The following is a 15262-nucleotide window of genomic DNA, read 5'->3' as shown; positions in this document are numbered from 1 at the left end:
TAATAATTCCAAGTTCTACAAGGATACTCATTTATGCAAATGTCGATACCTCAGGCCATTGCCGCCAATTTTTTAGGTAAAGCGCCCACTTGGTACAAACAAGCTATCATCGCCTTTTTAGTCATTAACCCCCTTTTATTCATGTTTGACCCCTTTATTGCAGGCTGGGCGCTTGTTGCTGAATTTATATTTACCTTAGCCATGGCTTTAAAATGTTATCCCTTGCAACCAGGGGGCATCTTATTAATGCAAGCTCTGTTTATTGGCATGACAACACCAGAACACATGAAACATGAAATGGTCGTAAACGTAGAAGTTATCTTACTGCTGGTGTTTATGGTGGCTGGTATCTACTTTATGAAAGGTCTACTGCTGTATTTATTCACCAAGTTGCTACTTAAACTTGAAAACAAAATTACTCTTTCTATCGCCTTTGCCGCAGCATCGGCATTTTTGTCTGCTTTTTTAGACGCCCTAACCGTGGTTGCCGTGATTATGACAGTGGCTATGGGCTTTTATTCGATTTACCACAAAGTGGCATCAGGTAAAGACTTTCATTCAGATCACGACCATTCACATGACGAACAATTACCTCATCCCAGTCGCCAAGATTTAGAGGATTTTAGGGCTTTTTTACGCAATTTGATGATGCATGCAGCCATTGGTACCGCCCTTGGTGGTGTTATGACTATGGTAGGAGAGCCGCAAAACCTGATTATTGCAGATAAAGCAGGTTGGAATTTTATTGAGTTTTTCATTCGTATGTCACCCGTCACTATCCCAGTTTTTATCGCTGGCCTCCTGACGACCTATACCGTTGAGAAATTTAAGTTATTCACTTACGGTGCGCAATTATCTCCCGTGGTGCGTGAAATATTGACGAATTACAGCAAAAATGTAGACGAAAACCTCACTAGCCAAGACAAAGCAAAATTAGGCGTTCAAGGTTTGATTGCTGTGTGGTTAGTGATCGGCCTAGCTGGACACTTTGCAGCCGTGGGTTTGATCGGTTTATCAATTATTGTTTTGGCGACATCCATGAGCGGTATTATTGATGAGCACTCTATAGGCAAGGCCTTTGAAGAGTCTTTACCTTTTACGGCCCTGTTATGTGTATTTTTTGGGGTAGTGGCAGTCATTATCGACCAAGGTCTTTTTACGCCAGTTATCGATTGGGTACTTAGTTATGAGGGCAAGACTCAATTGGTACTATTTTATTTGGCCAACGGTTTACTCTCGATGGTCAGCGATAACGTATTTGTTGGCTCGGTGTATATCACCGAAGTGACTGCTGCACTAAAAAGCGGTGCGATTACGCGCGACCAATTTGATATGCTTGCGGTAGCTATTAACACGGGTACTAATCTACCTAGTGTCGCCACACCAAATGGCCAAGCTGCATTTTTATTCTTACTTACCTCTGCCATTGCGCCGCTCTTGCGTTTATCTTACGGCACCATGGTGTATATGGCTTTACCCTACACCATCGTATTAACACTTGTTGGCTTAGCCGGTGTTTACTTCGGATTAGAAGACATAACCTCTTGGATGTATGGCGTGCATTTAATTGAACACCACTCAGCCGCTGCCGCAGGTGGTTTAGTGACACCGGCTTCACACTAAGGTTAAGGAAGCAGTAAGTATGATTAATTTTTTGGCTAATCTGGGTCGTCAACCGCTTGCATGGGTGCTGTTGTTTTCATCAGCATTATTGTTGGAGTTAACTGCCCTGTATTTCCAGTACGCTATGAATTTGCAGCCTTGCATCATGTGTATTTATCAACGCACCGCGGTGTTTGGTATACTATTTTCGGCCCTAATCCCGCTTTTACACAACAACATCCTTACACGTCTTGCTGGTTATATCGGCGTTGGTGTTTCTGCTATTTGGGGACTGTTGATAGCAATAGAGCATGTTGATTTACAAACATCTAAGTCCATTTTTTCCATTTGTGAGATTGTTCCAAATTTTCCTAGCTGGGCACCGTTGCACGAATGGTTACCTAATATTTTTGCGGCAACGGGAGATTGCGGTGATATAAATTGGTCGTTTTTAGGTATGTCGATGCCACAGTGGATGATCGTTGTTTTCGCGATTTATAGTGCCCTTTTAGTCCTGGTGCTACTGAGTAAACTAATCAATAAAAAAGCGCGTTAGCGCTTTTTTTATTTGTCATGGCTACACACCAACAGATCAGTCTAAGTCCTGCAAAGGCCACAGCGCAATATAATCCTCGAAGTCATCCAAATTAACATCGTGATCGGCAACAGTTTTACCTCTCACCGACATTCCAGCTAAGTGCATCGCCGTCTTTTTACCTTTATGTCGTAAAGGATGCCAGGAGGGTAATCCTCGTCCCTCATGCAGCCTACGATAACTGCAACTAGCAGGCATAAAAAAGATATCTTGCAGATTATCTTTTGTTAATTTCACACATTCTGGCACTAATGTGGTTCTTTGACTGTACTGCGTACACGCACAAGTTTTGGTATTTAATAATCCACAAGCAATGTTGGTGTAATGTACTTGCTCGTTATCTTTTAACTCGTCTGTACTTATTGCCTCTTCCACGTTTTCGTCATCAATAAACTTGTGCAAACAACATTTGGCGCAACCGTCACAGACGCCTTCCCATTCATCCTTAGTCATTTCTTCTAAGGTTTTAACTTCCCAGTAAGGCTTGTTCATATATTAAATAGCAACCACATCATGGCATCGCTGCGACTATCAAAATTTTTAATGGGTAGATTATAACGTTCTGACATTTCGCCTACTAAATTGTGTGTGTTGTCTTGTGGGTTAATCAATCGAGCGATTTTCATTTCAGTTAACCACCCCTCTTCTTTTATAGCGAGTAGCAAAGTCGTCATGCTCATTTTTGAACAGCTTATAATAAGTTGCGTATCATCCAGCACTACATTTTTAACTTGGTTTTTACCTGCTAATTTTACAATACTCTTCAGCATATGCTCTATTTCAAGCACTCTAGATACCGTGCCCGTAGCTTCACAAATGAGAAGCTTATTGGCCGAATCAACTTCATAAGTAAAAGATAAACTCACTGGCTAGTTGACCTTGGTTGATAGGGTAAAAAAATCATGAAAACTCAGTTCAAGCACATCATTCGGACACAGCTGAGCCACCCCTTTTGGCGTACCGGTTAACACGATATCCCCCGCTAGCAAGCTAAAGCTTTTTGATATTTCACTCAGCAATGTATTAATACTAAAAAGCATGTCCTGACTATTCCCTTCTTGACGTTGTTGTCCATTTACCGTTAACGCAAAGCGTAATTCGTTGTGATTATTCACTGCTGACTTTTCAACAAAAGGTGACATAGGGCAACTGCCATCAAAGGCTTTGGCGCGCTCCCAAGGATGCCCGTCACGTTTAAGTTCGGATTGCACATCGCGCAACGTCAAATCCAGCCCCAAGCCGTAACCCCAAATGGCCTGCTCTACTTCATCAGGGCTGGCACATTTAAGTGGCTTTGCCAGTAATACGGCAATTTCAAGCTCATTATGGCATTGACCTAATCCTTTGGGGATATCAATATTTTGACGTAGGTATATTAAACTAGTGGATGGCTTCATAAATAATATAGGCTTTTGGGGCACTGCATTATTTAGTTCTTGAACATGCATTAAGTAGTTACGCCCGACGCACACCACTTTCCCAACCGGCAAATCAATCTTCTTTCCTGATAACGCCTGATGTTGATAGTCATTATTTATTGATAAGCTCAAGTTAACTGCCCTTTTTGATTCTTTCAGACAAGTACCCAATTGATACGCCAAAGTAACTTGAACGGTTCCACTTCATTAAGGTATGGAAGTTGTCGTAAACCAAATAAATTCGACCATCATCACCATCAGGTGCCACTAAAGATGCAAATAAATCTATAGTAGGCAGATCTTGTCCGTTATATCTGCGAACGCCCAAAGATTGCCAATCGGCTAAACTTTTACGTTTTTCTTTTCCCAAGCCAACTAAAGCCATGTCAAACCCCTCTGGTACGTCAACTTGACGCCCCCAGGTTTGTTGTTCATTCCACCCTTCAGATTTTAAAAAATTTGCAATTGACGCAAATACATCTGCCGTTGAACCCCATATATCTTTTTTACCGTCTGCATCAAAATCCACTGCATAGGCTAAAAATGTGGTTGGCATAAATTGACTTTGCCCCATCGCCCCAGCCCAAGAGCCTAAAAATTTATCTCGGCTAATGTGCCCTTGTTCCAATATGCTCAAGGCAGCAAATAACTGCTTCTTAAAAAAGGCTTCACGACGTCCCTCATAAGCCATCGTAGCCAGTGAGGATATGACAGGATAATTCCCCATATAGCGACCAAAGTTACTTTCATTACCCCATAAAGCCACAATAAACCGAGCCTGAACGCCATATTGCCATTCAATTTGAGCAAGCAAAGCCTTGTGCTGTTCCATTAACTCTAAGGCTTGTTTTACTTTCCAGTCAGGCACTCTGCTGCTTAAATAACGGTCGAGCGTAATTTTAGTTTCAGGTTGGTTTTTATCGGCTACAACGGCTTTTTGATGAAACTGCACATCTGAAAACTGTTGTTCCACAAATGTTTCAGAAAAGCCCTCAGCAATGGCATCTCGTTTCAGTTGGGCAACATAGTCATCAAAACTTACCTTATCATTGGCAACACTAAGGCAAGAAAAAATACATAAAATGAGTAGGCTTAATCGATATCTAAAACACATTACTCGATCCTTTGCGCTGCTAAATGGCTTTTCAACATATTCTCTACAGGAGGAGGAAGCTGCAAATAAAATCCTTTGGTTGTTAATTCACTTCGTAACTTTTCTATATCCATACTTGCTAACTTACGGTCGTTTTTTAAGGGCATAATCATCAAAAAGATAGGGGAACCAAAAGTATTCATTAAGGCTGGTGGTACTTGAGAAAAATCATCTCTCCCCGGCACATAGAGGTAGGTTTCGGCTTTTTTACTACTTTTATACACTGCACATAACATGCAAATAACTCCTAATTATTCTTTACTAGCGCTTCACGCAAACACAAACCATCTACAGACAACAGTCTAGGTAAGAAGTATTCTCTGCGCCATCCACTAATCAAATCAGGCTCTAGTTTCATCGCTCGTAATTCATCGTACTTACACCAGCACCAAGAAATAAGTTGATTAACTTGTTTTTTAGAACCCACAATTTCATTGGGCACCGCTAGCTCTGCTGACACTTGTTGACACACTTCACGTATCGCCGCGCTGACTTTTTTAAATTGAGTAAACTCGGTTAATCTTTCGATCTTGGCAGGGTATTGCTCAGGCTCAATATCTTGACAACTTTGGATTATATTGAGCATCGCCTCACCGTGGATACGGATTTCATGATGATTAATGCCAGGCACAGCCGCCAGAGCCGCTTTGCTTAATGGATTCTTTTTCGCGATTTCAACTAAATTTTGCTCTTTGACAACAAAGTTAAGGGCAAGATCTCGTATTCTTGCTGTTTCCATACGCCACGCTGCTAAACGCTGCAATACCAGTAAGGCTTTGCCACTTAATTGCCAGTTATGGGTAATACCCAAATAAATAGCGTCCAGTGGCATCAAAGTTTGTTTCTTCATAGCCAAACTGGTCATTTCACTAAAAACCCACGCCAGCTTATCTTGCTCAAGTACTTTTGCTTTTAATTCAGGATAAAGTTGATGTAAGTAAAGGACGTCGTTTGCGGCATATGCGCATTGCTCGGCACTCAATGGCCGGGCCAACCAATCAGTACGTGACTCGCCTTTATCAACCGTGACATTGAGCATAGTTTCGACTAATTTTGCATAACCTAATGAGGTTCCCATACCCACGATACTTGCAGCAAATTGACTATCAAATATAGGGCTTGGCATAATTTTAAACGCATGCCAAAAAGTTTCTAAATCCTCTGAACAAGAATGCAGCACTTTTACCACGTCGGGATTTGTTAACAGGCTGATCAAGCTTGAACAATCACCCACTTTTAAGGGGTCGACTAGGACGAGTTCTTTTCCATCATACAACTGGATAAGACCTAATTGCGGATAAAGTGTTCGGGTTCTTACAAACTCAGTGTCGACCGCCAACACATCACATTGGCTCGCGCTCGCACAGAAATTTTCGAGTGCGCTGGTTTCAGTAATAAAGGTATATTGCATAGCATTCCAAAATAGTAAAAAACCGGCAGAAGCCGGCTTTTTATCGTAATACGTGGTGTTAAGTTAAAAGTTACTTATCACGAAGCTCTCTGCGCAGTATCTTACCAACATTAGTTTTAGGAAGCTCGTCTCTAAACTCAACTTTTTTCGGAACTTTGTAAGCGGTTAGATGAATACGGCAGTGATCAATCAACTCTTTTTCCGTTAAAGACTCATTCCGTCTTACCACAAAAAGCTTAACTAATTCACCCGTAGCCTCATTTGGAACACCTACAGCAGCCACTTCGACCACATTCGGGTGCATAGCCGCCACCTCTTCTATTTCGTTAGGAAACACGTTAAAACCCGAGACTAAAATCATGTCTTTTTTGCGATCGACGATATAAAAGTAACCCTCTTCATCACAACGAGCGATATCGCCTGTTGCCAACCACCCGTCGACAATCATCTCTTGGGTCGCTTCAGGACGATTTAAATAGCCCAACATCACTTGCGGCCCTTTAACTAACATTTCCCCCGGTTCACCGAGCGCAACTTCTTTACCCGCCTCGTCAACCAATTTTATATTGGTCGACGCAACAGGTAGACCAATGGAGCCTTTGTATTCTTTAATACTAGGGGGGTTTACCGTCACCACTGGACAACACTCTGTGAGCCCATATCCCTCAAGTAAAACATGGCCTGTTACCTTCTGCCAACGCTCAGCAACGGCTTTTTGTACTGCCATTCCGCCCCCTAAAGCAAAGTTTAAGCGACTGAAATCGAGTTGATCAAAACCAGGGGTATTCAACAGACCATTAAATAGCGTGTTAACACCAGTCAAAACGGTAAAGGGGAAATTAGCTAACTCTTTCACAAAGCCCGGCATATCTCTGGGGTTAGTGATCAGCAAATTTGTACAACCATACTTAACGAAAGTCAGGCAATTGGCCTGCAACGCAAAGATATGGTAAAGCGGTAGCGCGGTGACCACTTGTTCTTTACCTGGGGTGATGGCAGTTTCAAGCACCGTAGATATTTGCTCTAAGTTAGCAACAATATTCCGATGAGTTAACATTGCGCCTTTAGATACACCAGTGGTGCCGCCGGTATATTGCAAAAACGCAATATCATCGCCGCTCAATTGCGGTCTAGTGTAGGCATGATTTCGCCCAGATTTAACGGCATCAATAAACGACTCAGCTTGTGGCAGGTGGTATTTTGGCACCAGCTTTTTGACATACTTAACGACAAAATTTGTTAGCCATTTTTTGATTGGTGGCAACATGTCGCCCAGAGAAGTCAGTAAAACCGACTTAACATTGGTATTTTTAATGACCTCACTTAGGGTATGCGCAAAATTCTCTACTATAACAATCGCTTTGGCATCAGCGTCTTTTAATTGGTGTTGCAGCTCACGAGCTGTGTACAACGGATTGACGTTAACCACAACCATACCGGCACGCAATACACCAAATAAGGCCACCGGATATTGCAGCAAATTGGGCATCATAATGGCAACGGCATCACCTTTTTTGAGTCCCGAGTTTTGTAAGTACGCAGCGAAGTGTTGTGATTGCTCATCTAATTCAGCAAAAGTCATACTTTTACCCATATTGATGTAGCTGGTATTAGTTGCATATTTCTTTATTGACTGCTCAAAAATATCAACGACTGAAGAATAACGATCAGGATCTATTTCTGCTGGCATAGTAGGGGCGTAACTTTTTAACCAGATTTTTTCCACTTTGCCTCCAGGCACAACTCATTTATCTTTGTAGCTATCATCATTACCAAACTACAAATAATTTATTAAGGGGTACGACCAGTTGATTCTAACCAAAGCAGCCGCAAAGATAAATCAACTAATAAACAATCGATTAACATTTACGCAATTTTGCCCAATAAAAAGCCATTAATGTAGTTTGATACCGAAATTGGGTCGTCCATATGCAGGTGATGATGCCCCTCACATTCAATTATGTGGCTATTTGCAACCCAGCTTTTTCGGTTTGATAGCGCTTTTTTCATGGATTCATAACCCTTATCACCCAATATTACTAGCATTGGACAGGCAATAGAGCGCATAAATGCTTCCGCTTGGCTCTCCGTTATACGAGTAGAAGAAATAGTTCGTAATCGACGGTCGGTCTTAAAAAAATACTGTCCATCTCGGGCTTCAATGTTTCTATTCACCAACAACGTTGCAGACGCTTCACTCATATCACCCGCTTTTGACCGCGCCTCTATGGTTGATTCTAGACTAGTTGGATGTTTGGCGGCAGACGAATTCGCTTTTAATCGACTTTCAATAGATTCTCTGAGTTGCGCAGGACTCGATGAGGGCTCTTTACTCATCGGTCCAAACGACTCAATTGATATCAACTGACGTACTTTTTCAGGGAAACAACTGGCATAGTAAGAGGCTATGATGCCTCCCATTGAATGTCCCATTAAGATAAAGGGAGGCCAGTCTTGGCTTTCAACTAATTCGTGAATATCGTGCACAAAGTCTATCTGGTGATAATGGCTACCTTTAGCGCGATGATCAGACAAACCATGCCCGGTAATATCGATTGCCACAATGTAATAGTCAGTTAAGTACTGAGATAAAGGAATAAAACTCGCAGCATTATCTAACCATCCATGTAATGCAAGGATCATCGGTTTTTGCGGATCGCCTAAGCCCAATCCTCTCAACGTGAGATGGCTTAAGGTGAAACTTAACTCTCGCATATGTTCTCCTTTGTGCAACTTGACTCACAAGTCTGCTTTGAATTGGTAAACAGTAAGCAATAAAAAAGCGGCATTCAATTGCCGCTTTCATCGTAACACTTGCCGCTTTACGGCAAAAAAGGACCAACTATTGTTTAGCTCTTTCTGTCTTTACCGGTAAGGGTTTCGTTGCTGCGCCAGCTGGCATAGTCGCCCGCCCGGTCGAGCGAATGTATACGCCGCGAGTGTAAGGTCTGGGATACCAGCCACTCCAATAATCATAGGGCCATACATGTACTGATGTCACATCAACTTGTTGAATGTCTTGCCATAAGTAGTAATTTGCGTTTTGCAGGGTAGGAAATACGTATTTATGTTCTCCCACTAGCCCCTCTTCCAAACCAGAGAATTCACCCGTAAATGTCATACTACGACCTACTTTGTACACCATTGGATCCATGAATCCGTCTACATATACTTTAAAACGGCCAATACTTTCATCGCCTGCGATAGGACGCCCATAGCTTTTAAGGGGATAATAAACCACTTCTAGCACGGTGTTTTCGGCCTTGTTTTCAATTTTAGCCACAACCCCGCCCCAACGGGCTTTTTGCCCCGCTAACTGCGTGGATTTAGATGCGGCATCTTGGTAACTGACTAAATTCGTGCCCTCTGGCACTTGGATACGTTCAGGAATTGTTGAACAGGCCGAAACCAATAAAGCTAAGACCACTAAACAAATACGTTTATACATTGCAAACCTCGACTCGAATATATGGGACACAAACTAACATACTTTTTTGCTTAAAAAATGCCAGTCTTATTGTATTTGAACGAATAAAGGCAATTTTAGTTCACACAAAAGTATCAACGCCAAGCAATTGTTGAATATCTTGGCGTTGTTGTTCTTTCGCAATGGATTGATAAGCCTCAATTGCAACCCGCTCCTTCAGACCACCCGCACTGATCTTGTCGGTGGTTTCTCGAAACGCTTCTGCTTGCTTAAATACAGGCTCACTGCCTTGACGAAGAACCACAAGTTCTGCTGTGGCTTGAGAGCTTGGTTTATCTGGGGTGGGCGGAGGTACGCGAGCAACATCCTTCCTGGTGGCAGGCACGCCTATCGAGCTAATTAACGATAATCCAGAAGACTCTAGCGCCACCTTTTCCTCACTTAATAGGTTGGTTCACTTGTGGTAGTTCCTTGCCCAAGGTAAAACTCCAAGAACTAAAATGCGGCAAACAATCGCCACTAACTAAAAAGCTATCGCAAAAATTGTTCCAATGTGGTGATTTGCTATTCTCGGCCCGGCAGCTTTTTCCACGTGACGGTATCACGTAAATAAACAGGTTGAACGTGTTCGGCATTGCTGACTTTTCCTTGCGCAAAAAGCGCATGGGCAAGAGGCAGCATAAACTCTGCATTGGGATAAAGAATAGCCGTTGCCATGCTAAAGTTGTGCTGAGGTTGCATGTGCGGATAAGCCGCCCATCCTGTACCAACACCAACTACTGGATTGTTTGTAGTCATCAACTCAATAGCAGACTCGGGTGGCAACACTTGTTCTGCGCCTTGCAAGATGGCAAGTCCATCTTGAGCAATATAATGAGCAAAATATACCTCACCCATCCGAGCATCAATCGCGCAATAGACCTCTTGAGCATCTTGAGTCACAATCGCTTGCTGCGCCATTGCCGCTAAAGTAGAAACCCCTACTACCGGCAATTCAGAACCAAGTGCCAAACCTTGTAATATCCCTGTTGCAATACGTACCCCAGTGAAACTACCTGGTCCTTGCCCAAATCCTAAAAAATCGAGTTGATTTAATACCGCGCGCCCTTCCTTTAACACCTCGTCGACCATAGGTAATATGCGCTGACTGTGTTGTTGAGGGCATATTTCAAACCGGGTCAACGCTTGCCCCTGAATCTGCAGGGCGACCGAGCAGGCTTCTGTGGCCGTATCAAGCAACAAACAATTCATGAATTTTCCTCTTCACTATTTAACTGGTTTAAAAAAGCCACGGCTTTAGACAAATCACGGGTACGTTGCATATTGGGTAAACTGCCAACAAAAATTTTTCCGTAATCTTTAGTGACTAAACGATTATCACAAATGACCAAGACACCTCGGTCGGTTTCATCTCTAATTAATCGACCCGCCCCTTGTTTTAACGCGATAGCGGCTTGTGGAATTTGAATCTGACCAAAGGGATTCCCACCTGATTTACGACAATCTTCTATACGTGCTTGTAACAGAGGATCATCCGGCGATGCAAAAGGCAGTTTATCAATTAATACGCAAGTCAGATCATCTCCGCGTACGTCGACCCCCTCCCAAAAAGCCCCGGTGCCAAGTAATACTGCTTTTTTATTACTCAAATACTCGTCTAACAAGGCACGTTTGGTGGTAGACCCCTGCACCAATAAGGGATTGTCTACTTTATCTTCAAGTTGGGCTGCGATCGCTTTTAAGGTTGCATGACTGGTAAAGAGTAAAAAGCAGCGCCCCCGGCTGGCTTTGATCAATTGGATAGAAATGTCCAACAAGGTTTCACGCATTTCTCGCGCATTAGGTTCAGGCAAAAAACGCGGAACACATAACATTGCTTGATTGGGGTAATCAAAGGGACTCTCTAAAGACAGCGTTTGCGCGTCTTTTAAGCCCATTTGACGTTGAAAGTGAGTAAAGGCGTTATCTACCATTAAGGTAGCAGAAGTAAATACCCAAGCACGCTTAGGCTCAGCAATAAAATGGGCAAATTTAGCCGCAATACTCAAAGGCGTAAGATGCAACACGATGTGACGCTGAGTGGTTTCGTACCACAAACTCACACCCAGCTGTTCAGTGTTAGTTAAACGGTCTAACTTACCTTTGGACTCGTGCACACGCTCGTAAAGATTATCAAGATCTTTGTCTCGGCCAATATGTAATTTAGTCACTTCAGCTAACACCGCCAAGCTATCCGTTAGCTTGCTAATGTGCAACTGTATCTCTTCACTGAGCAACATCTGGCGCCAATTGCCTTTTTGCGGAGTTTCAGGAAAAAACAAACGTAAGTCTGCCACTATCATCTTACATTTATCTGCCGCTGTGCTGAGCTGTTTGGCATCTTTTAGCACCGTGCGATATACCACTTCAATATCACGACAAATATCGTGCAACTGACGACTTGAAAACGTTTCTCCAAAATATTCACTGGCGATATCGGGTATCTGATGAGCTTCATCAAACACAACTAGATCCGCTTCTGGGATCAGTTCGCCAAACCCCGTATCCTTGAGGGCCATGTCGGCAAAAAACAAATGATGATTAACCACCACTAAGTCAGCATCAAGGGCTTTTCGCCGTGCTTTAACCATATAGCAGTCTTCATAATCTGGGCAGTCTTTACCTAGACAATTATCTGCCGTAGAAGTAACAAAAGGTAAGACTTTAGCATCCTCAGCAAGGCCCTTCATTTCACCCATATCACCGGTTTTCGTGCTCGACGACCACCGTTTTACTTCACTAAGCTCCCCCATCACATTAACGTCTAGCAAGGTACTATTACCGCCATGTTGACGCAGTCGATGCAAACACAAGTAATTTGAGCGGCCCTTTAACAAAGCGACTTTGGCTTTGCTGCCTAAGGCCTTTTTAATTAGAGGTAAATCACGATGAAATAGTTGTTCTTGTAGGTTTTTTGTTCCGGTCGAAATAATGGTTTTTTTATCAGACTCAATCGCCGGCACCAGATAAGCGAAGGTTTTACCGGTACCCGTGCCCGCTTCTACGATCAACGGCACCTTGTCTTCAATGCATTTTTCAATTGCCACCGCCATATCAGTTTGCGCTTGGCGCGGCACAAAGCCAGCAATGGCTTGTGAAAGACGACCATCAGCAGAAAATAAAACAGAGGATTGTGACATAAGACCTGATTAAGAGGATTAAGATGATAATTCGGCGCTAAGTATGCCAAAAACGTGCTCAACAAACGAGTAAAAAAGCGAATAAACTCAATCATGTAGCAGGAGCTTACGTTGGTCTGATTATGACTTATTTATTTTTTCTGCTGCTTTAGGCCAAATTTTGTCAATCTTGCAAATCGAGATGAGACAAACCAAATTAGTCCACTATTTAAAAATGTGCTGCCGCACAAATTACATTTTTTACAATTCTTTTGCTCAGCGTAGCTCAACAACAGCACTTTGTGTTTTATCAAGGTAAGCAAATTAGCAGGTAGCGATTTAACGCAGAAGTAACAGACATGGTGAAATTCAACAACTTAAAAATTAGGCAGCACATACAACGCAATTAATCCCTCATCTTCATTCTGCCAACAATGTGCTAATTTTAACTCCCCCTCAAATTGCAATTTAACTTAGATAAAGAAAGCGACAAAAGTCGCTTTGTATGTTGCCAATTTCTTTTTTCGTGCTATTTTCTGGCGCAACTTTTTTTGGAGAACGCTCATGCCTAAAGCCAGTGAAATTAAAAAGAACGCCGCAGTTGAACACAACGGCAAAATCTATCTCGTCAAAGATATTAATAAATTAACCCCAAGTGGCCGAGCTGGTGCTAGTTTGTACCGCATGCGTTTATACGAAGTGGCAACAGGTGCCAAAGCTGATGAAAGTTTTAAAGCCGATGAAATGCTCACAACCGTTGATTTTAGCCGCCGCAAAGTGACCTTGTCATACATCGATGGTGATGAATACTTCTTTATGGATAACGAAGATTACACCTCTTATCCCTTAGGCAAAGACACCATTGCTGATGAAATTTTATTCATCACCGAAGAAACCAAAGGTTTACAAGTCTTATTAGTTGAAGGAGGTCCAGTCGGTATTGAATTACCTGCAGCTGTTGATTTAGTTATTGAAGAAACTGACCCTTCTATCAAAGGTGCTTCCGCCAGTGCGCGGACTAAACCAGCAAGATTAACAACCGGTTTAACCATCCAAGTGCCTGAATATATTTCAAGTGGTGAAAAAGTCAGAGTTAACACTGAAGAAAGTAAGTTCATCAGCCGCGCTGACTAAGCTCTGGGATTGACAAACAGACTAAGCCGACTGATGTCGGCTTTTTAATGCGACAAATTAACATACCCAAACTCGATAATCCCACGGCGACAAATGAAGTATTTCCTTATCTTCGTAGCAAAAAACTTTCTGACTAAAAAAGTCAGTGTAAGTGCTGTGTTGCAAAGGCGTGATAAATTGTATTTCGCGCTCATGTGCCGATAAATTTAACACCACTAAAACGCCACCATTTTCATCTGCACGGATAAAACTCAGCACATCACGCGGGCAAGTATTCGCAATGTGCCGCATAGTCGCGCCCCATTGACCGTTCGCTAAGGCGGTGGTCGATTTTTTAAGATGGATAAGCTTGTGATAAAAATCGCCTAATTCATGGGCTTGCCACCGGATAGGATCTCGCTCAAAAAAAGCTAAACGCTTTGTGTTACCCGCTTCTTGACCGTTATAAATTAACGGCATTCCATCACCTACGAAAGACAATATTATGGCCGCTTTTAAGCCGTCTCCAAACTGCTCAAACTCAGTGCCGTCCCAGGCATTTTTGTCGTGATTACTGACGAAGGTCATTTTAATTGCTTCACGAGGATAAGATTTTTCGTGCCAAGAATAGTACTTAAACAACTTTTCTATTTTACCTTTGCCCATACAAATTGCGTGCATGACTTCATTCCAAGTCCAGGCATAGGTCATGTCAAATCCAGCATAATGCATATCACGAGTTTCCCACTCGGCGAGCATTAACACCGGTTTAATTTGTTCCAGCGATTGCCTCACTGTCACCCAAAAATCACTTGGCACCATGCCAGCCACATCGCAGCGATAGCCGTCAATATCGGCCTCTTCAACCCAGTATTGCATGGCTTGCGCCATATACTCTCGTAATGCTACTTTAGTGTAATCAAAATCGATAATGTCATCCCAATCCCACCAAGGAGTAGGATGAAACTCTCCTTGATGATCAGTGCTATACCATTCAGGGTGCTGCTCAACTAAAACATTATCCCATGCGCTATGATTAGCGACCCAGTCGACTATCACGTACATACCATGCTCATGAATCGCCTCAACCAAGGCTTTGAAGTCCGCCAATGAGCCAAACTCAGGATTGATCGCTAAATAGTCTCGCACGGCATAGGGGCTACCTAAAGTACCTTTGCGATTTTTAAGGCCTATGGGGTTAATGGGCATCAAATAAATAATATCAACGCCCAATTCTTTTAATCGAGGCAACTGAGCAATCACCGCGGTAAAGGTGCCCTCATGAGTAAACTGGCGAGTATTAATTTGATACATCACCGCATTTTTACACCAAGATGGGTGTTTAAGGGTGACGGGATTCTGCGGGGTATGAGGGCTAGTTTCCG

General features: G+C 42.7%; 16 protein-coding genes. 3 read left to right on the top strand and 13 right to left on the bottom strand.

Translation table 11 applies throughout. From position 1 onward, the window contains the following. Positions 1-33: 33 nt before the first annotated feature. Positions 34-1623 (top strand): sodium/proton antiporter NhaB, encoded by a 1590-nt coding sequence (gene nhaB, locus NWQ57_RS00415; RefSeq protein ID WP_306019933.1) that lies wholly within the window; start codon positions 34-36, stop codon positions 1621-1623. A gap of 22 nt (positions 1624-1645) precedes the next feature. Further along, a complete protein-coding gene (gene dsbB / locus NWQ57_RS00410; protein ID WP_306019995.1) occupies positions 1646-2158 on the top strand; it encodes a disulfide bond formation protein DsbB in 513 nt (170 codons plus the stop codon). A 36-nt stretch (positions 2159-2194) separates the two neighbouring features. On the opposite strand, the gene NWQ57_RS00405 is transcribed toward dsbB, so the two are convergent. The 12 genes from NWQ57_RS00405 to NWQ57_RS00350 form a co-directional block, all read right to left on the bottom strand. Further along, on the bottom strand, positions 2195-2689 hold the full coding sequence (locus tag NWQ57_RS00405; protein ID WP_306019931.1) for a YcgN family cysteine cluster protein: 495 nt from the start codon (positions 2687-2689) through the stop codon (positions 2195-2197). After that, complete coding sequence (locus tag NWQ57_RS00400) at positions 2686-3063, bottom strand: hypothetical protein (protein ID WP_306019929.1); 378 nt, start codon at positions 3061-3063, stop codon at positions 2686-2688. Before NWQ57_RS00400 ends, NWQ57_RS00405 begins: the two co-directional genes overlap by 4 nt. Before the next feature lie 3 nt (positions 3064-3066). After that, a complete protein-coding gene (locus NWQ57_RS00395) occupies positions 3067-3747 on the bottom strand; it encodes a fumarylacetoacetate hydrolase family protein (protein WP_306019927.1) in 681 nt (226 codons plus the stop codon). Between the two features lies 1 nt (position 3748). Beyond that, entirely contained in the window at positions 3749-4729 is a 981-nt protein-coding gene (locus tag NWQ57_RS00390) for a lytic transglycosylase domain-containing protein (protein ID WP_306019925.1), read from the bottom strand. Next, positions 4729-5004: a YcgL domain-containing protein gene (locus tag NWQ57_RS00385; RefSeq protein WP_306019923.1), complete on the bottom strand. Its 276-nt coding sequence runs from the start codon at positions 5002-5004 to the stop codon at positions 4729-4731. Before NWQ57_RS00385 ends, NWQ57_RS00390 begins: the two co-directional genes overlap by 1 nt. A gap of 11 nt (positions 5005-5015) precedes the next feature. Then, complete coding sequence (rnd, locus tag NWQ57_RS00380) at positions 5016-6179, bottom strand: ribonuclease D (protein ID WP_306019922.1); 1164 nt, start codon at positions 6177-6179, stop codon at positions 5016-5018. Positions 6180-6249: 70 nt separating this feature from the next. Further along, positions 6250-7905, bottom strand: coding sequence for a long-chain-fatty-acid--CoA ligase FadD (fadD, locus tag NWQ57_RS00375; RefSeq protein WP_306019921.1), 1656 nt, complete (start codon positions 7903-7905; stop codon positions 6250-6252). A gap of 140 nt (positions 7906-8045) precedes the next feature. Next, positions 8046-8894 (bottom strand): alpha/beta fold hydrolase, encoded by an 849-nt coding sequence (locus tag NWQ57_RS00370; RefSeq protein ID WP_306019919.1) that lies wholly within the window; start codon positions 8892-8894, stop codon positions 8046-8048. 127 nt (positions 8895-9021) lie between these two features. After that, positions 9022-9627, bottom strand: a complete 606-nt coding sequence (locus NWQ57_RS00365) for a Slp family lipoprotein (protein ID WP_306019917.1) — start codon at positions 9625-9627, stop codon at positions 9022-9024. Positions 9628-9727: 100 nt separating this feature from the next. Then, on the bottom strand, positions 9728-10036 hold the full coding sequence (locus NWQ57_RS00360; RefSeq protein ID WP_306019916.1) for a hypothetical protein: 309 nt from the start codon (positions 10034-10036) through the stop codon (positions 9728-9730). A 134-nt stretch (positions 10037-10170) separates the two neighbouring features. Then, positions 10171-10857, bottom strand: a complete 687-nt coding sequence (tsaB, locus tag NWQ57_RS00355; RefSeq protein ID WP_306019915.1) for a tRNA (adenosine(37)-N6)-threonylcarbamoyltransferase complex dimerization subunit type 1 TsaB — start codon at positions 10855-10857, stop codon at positions 10171-10173. Then, positions 10854-12785, bottom strand: coding sequence for an ATP-dependent DNA helicase (locus NWQ57_RS00350; protein WP_306019914.1), 1932 nt, complete (start codon positions 12783-12785; stop codon positions 10854-10856). The genes tsaB and NWQ57_RS00350 overlap by 4 nt, the downstream gene beginning before the upstream one ends. Before the next feature lie 543 nt (positions 12786-13328). Between NWQ57_RS00350 and yeiP the strand changes: the two genes are divergently transcribed. After that, positions 13329-13898 (top strand): elongation factor P-like protein YeiP, encoded by a 570-nt coding sequence (yeiP, locus tag NWQ57_RS00345; protein WP_306019913.1) that lies wholly within the window; start codon positions 13329-13331, stop codon positions 13896-13898. 57 nt (positions 13899-13955) lie between these two features. Here the strand turns inward: yeiP and NWQ57_RS00340 are convergent. Then, positions 13956-15262 (bottom strand): alpha-amylase family glycosyl hydrolase (locus NWQ57_RS00340; RefSeq protein WP_306019912.1); only part of this gene is annotated, 1307 nt, incomplete at its 5' end.

This window comes from Paraglaciecola sp. (assembly GCF_030730205.1).
In the GTDB taxonomy this organism is placed as follows: domain Bacteria; phylum Pseudomonadota; class Gammaproteobacteria; order Enterobacterales; family Alteromonadaceae; genus Paraglaciecola.
This window is presented reverse-complemented; position numbering and strand designations above follow the sequence as displayed.

What these genes read in the sequence shown, in the direction of transcription:
- NWQ57_RS00350 (WP_306019914.1), bottom strand. Translation starts at nt 12,785, where the DNA reads ATGTCACAATCCTCTGTTTTATTTTCTGCTGATGGTCGTCTTTCACAA.
- nhaB (WP_306019933.1), top strand. Translation starts at nt 34, where the DNA reads ATGCAAATGTCGATACCTCAGGCCATTGCCGCCAATTTTTTAGGTAAA.
- tsaB (WP_306019915.1), bottom strand. Translation starts at nt 10,857, where the DNA reads ATGAATTGTTTGTTGCTTGATACGGCCACAGAAGCCTGCTCGGTCGCC.
- NWQ57_RS00370 (WP_306019919.1), bottom strand. Translation starts at nt 8,894, where the DNA reads ATGCGAGAGTTAAGTTTCACCTTAAGCCATCTCACGTTGAGAGGATTG.
- rnd (WP_306019922.1), bottom strand. Translation starts at nt 6,179, where the DNA reads ATGCAATATACCTTTATTACTGAAACCAGCGCACTCGAAAATTTCTGT.
- NWQ57_RS00390 (WP_306019925.1), bottom strand. Translation starts at nt 4,729, where the DNA reads ATGTGTTTTAGATATCGATTAAGCCTACTCATTTTATGTATTTTTTCT.
- NWQ57_RS00365 (WP_306019917.1), bottom strand. Translation starts at nt 9,627, where the DNA reads ATGTATAAACGTATTTGTTTAGTGGTCTTAGCTTTATTGGTTTCGGCC.
- yeiP (WP_306019913.1), top strand. Translation starts at nt 13,329, where the DNA reads ATGCCTAAAGCCAGTGAAATTAAAAAGAACGCCGCAGTTGAACACAAC.
- NWQ57_RS00405 (WP_306019931.1), bottom strand. Translation starts at nt 2,689, where the DNA reads ATGAACAAGCCTTACTGGGAAGTTAAAACCTTAGAAGAAATGACTAAG.
- NWQ57_RS00385 (WP_306019923.1), bottom strand. Translation starts at nt 5,004, where the DNA reads ATGTTATGTGCAGTGTATAAAAGTAGTAAAAAAGCCGAAACCTACCTC.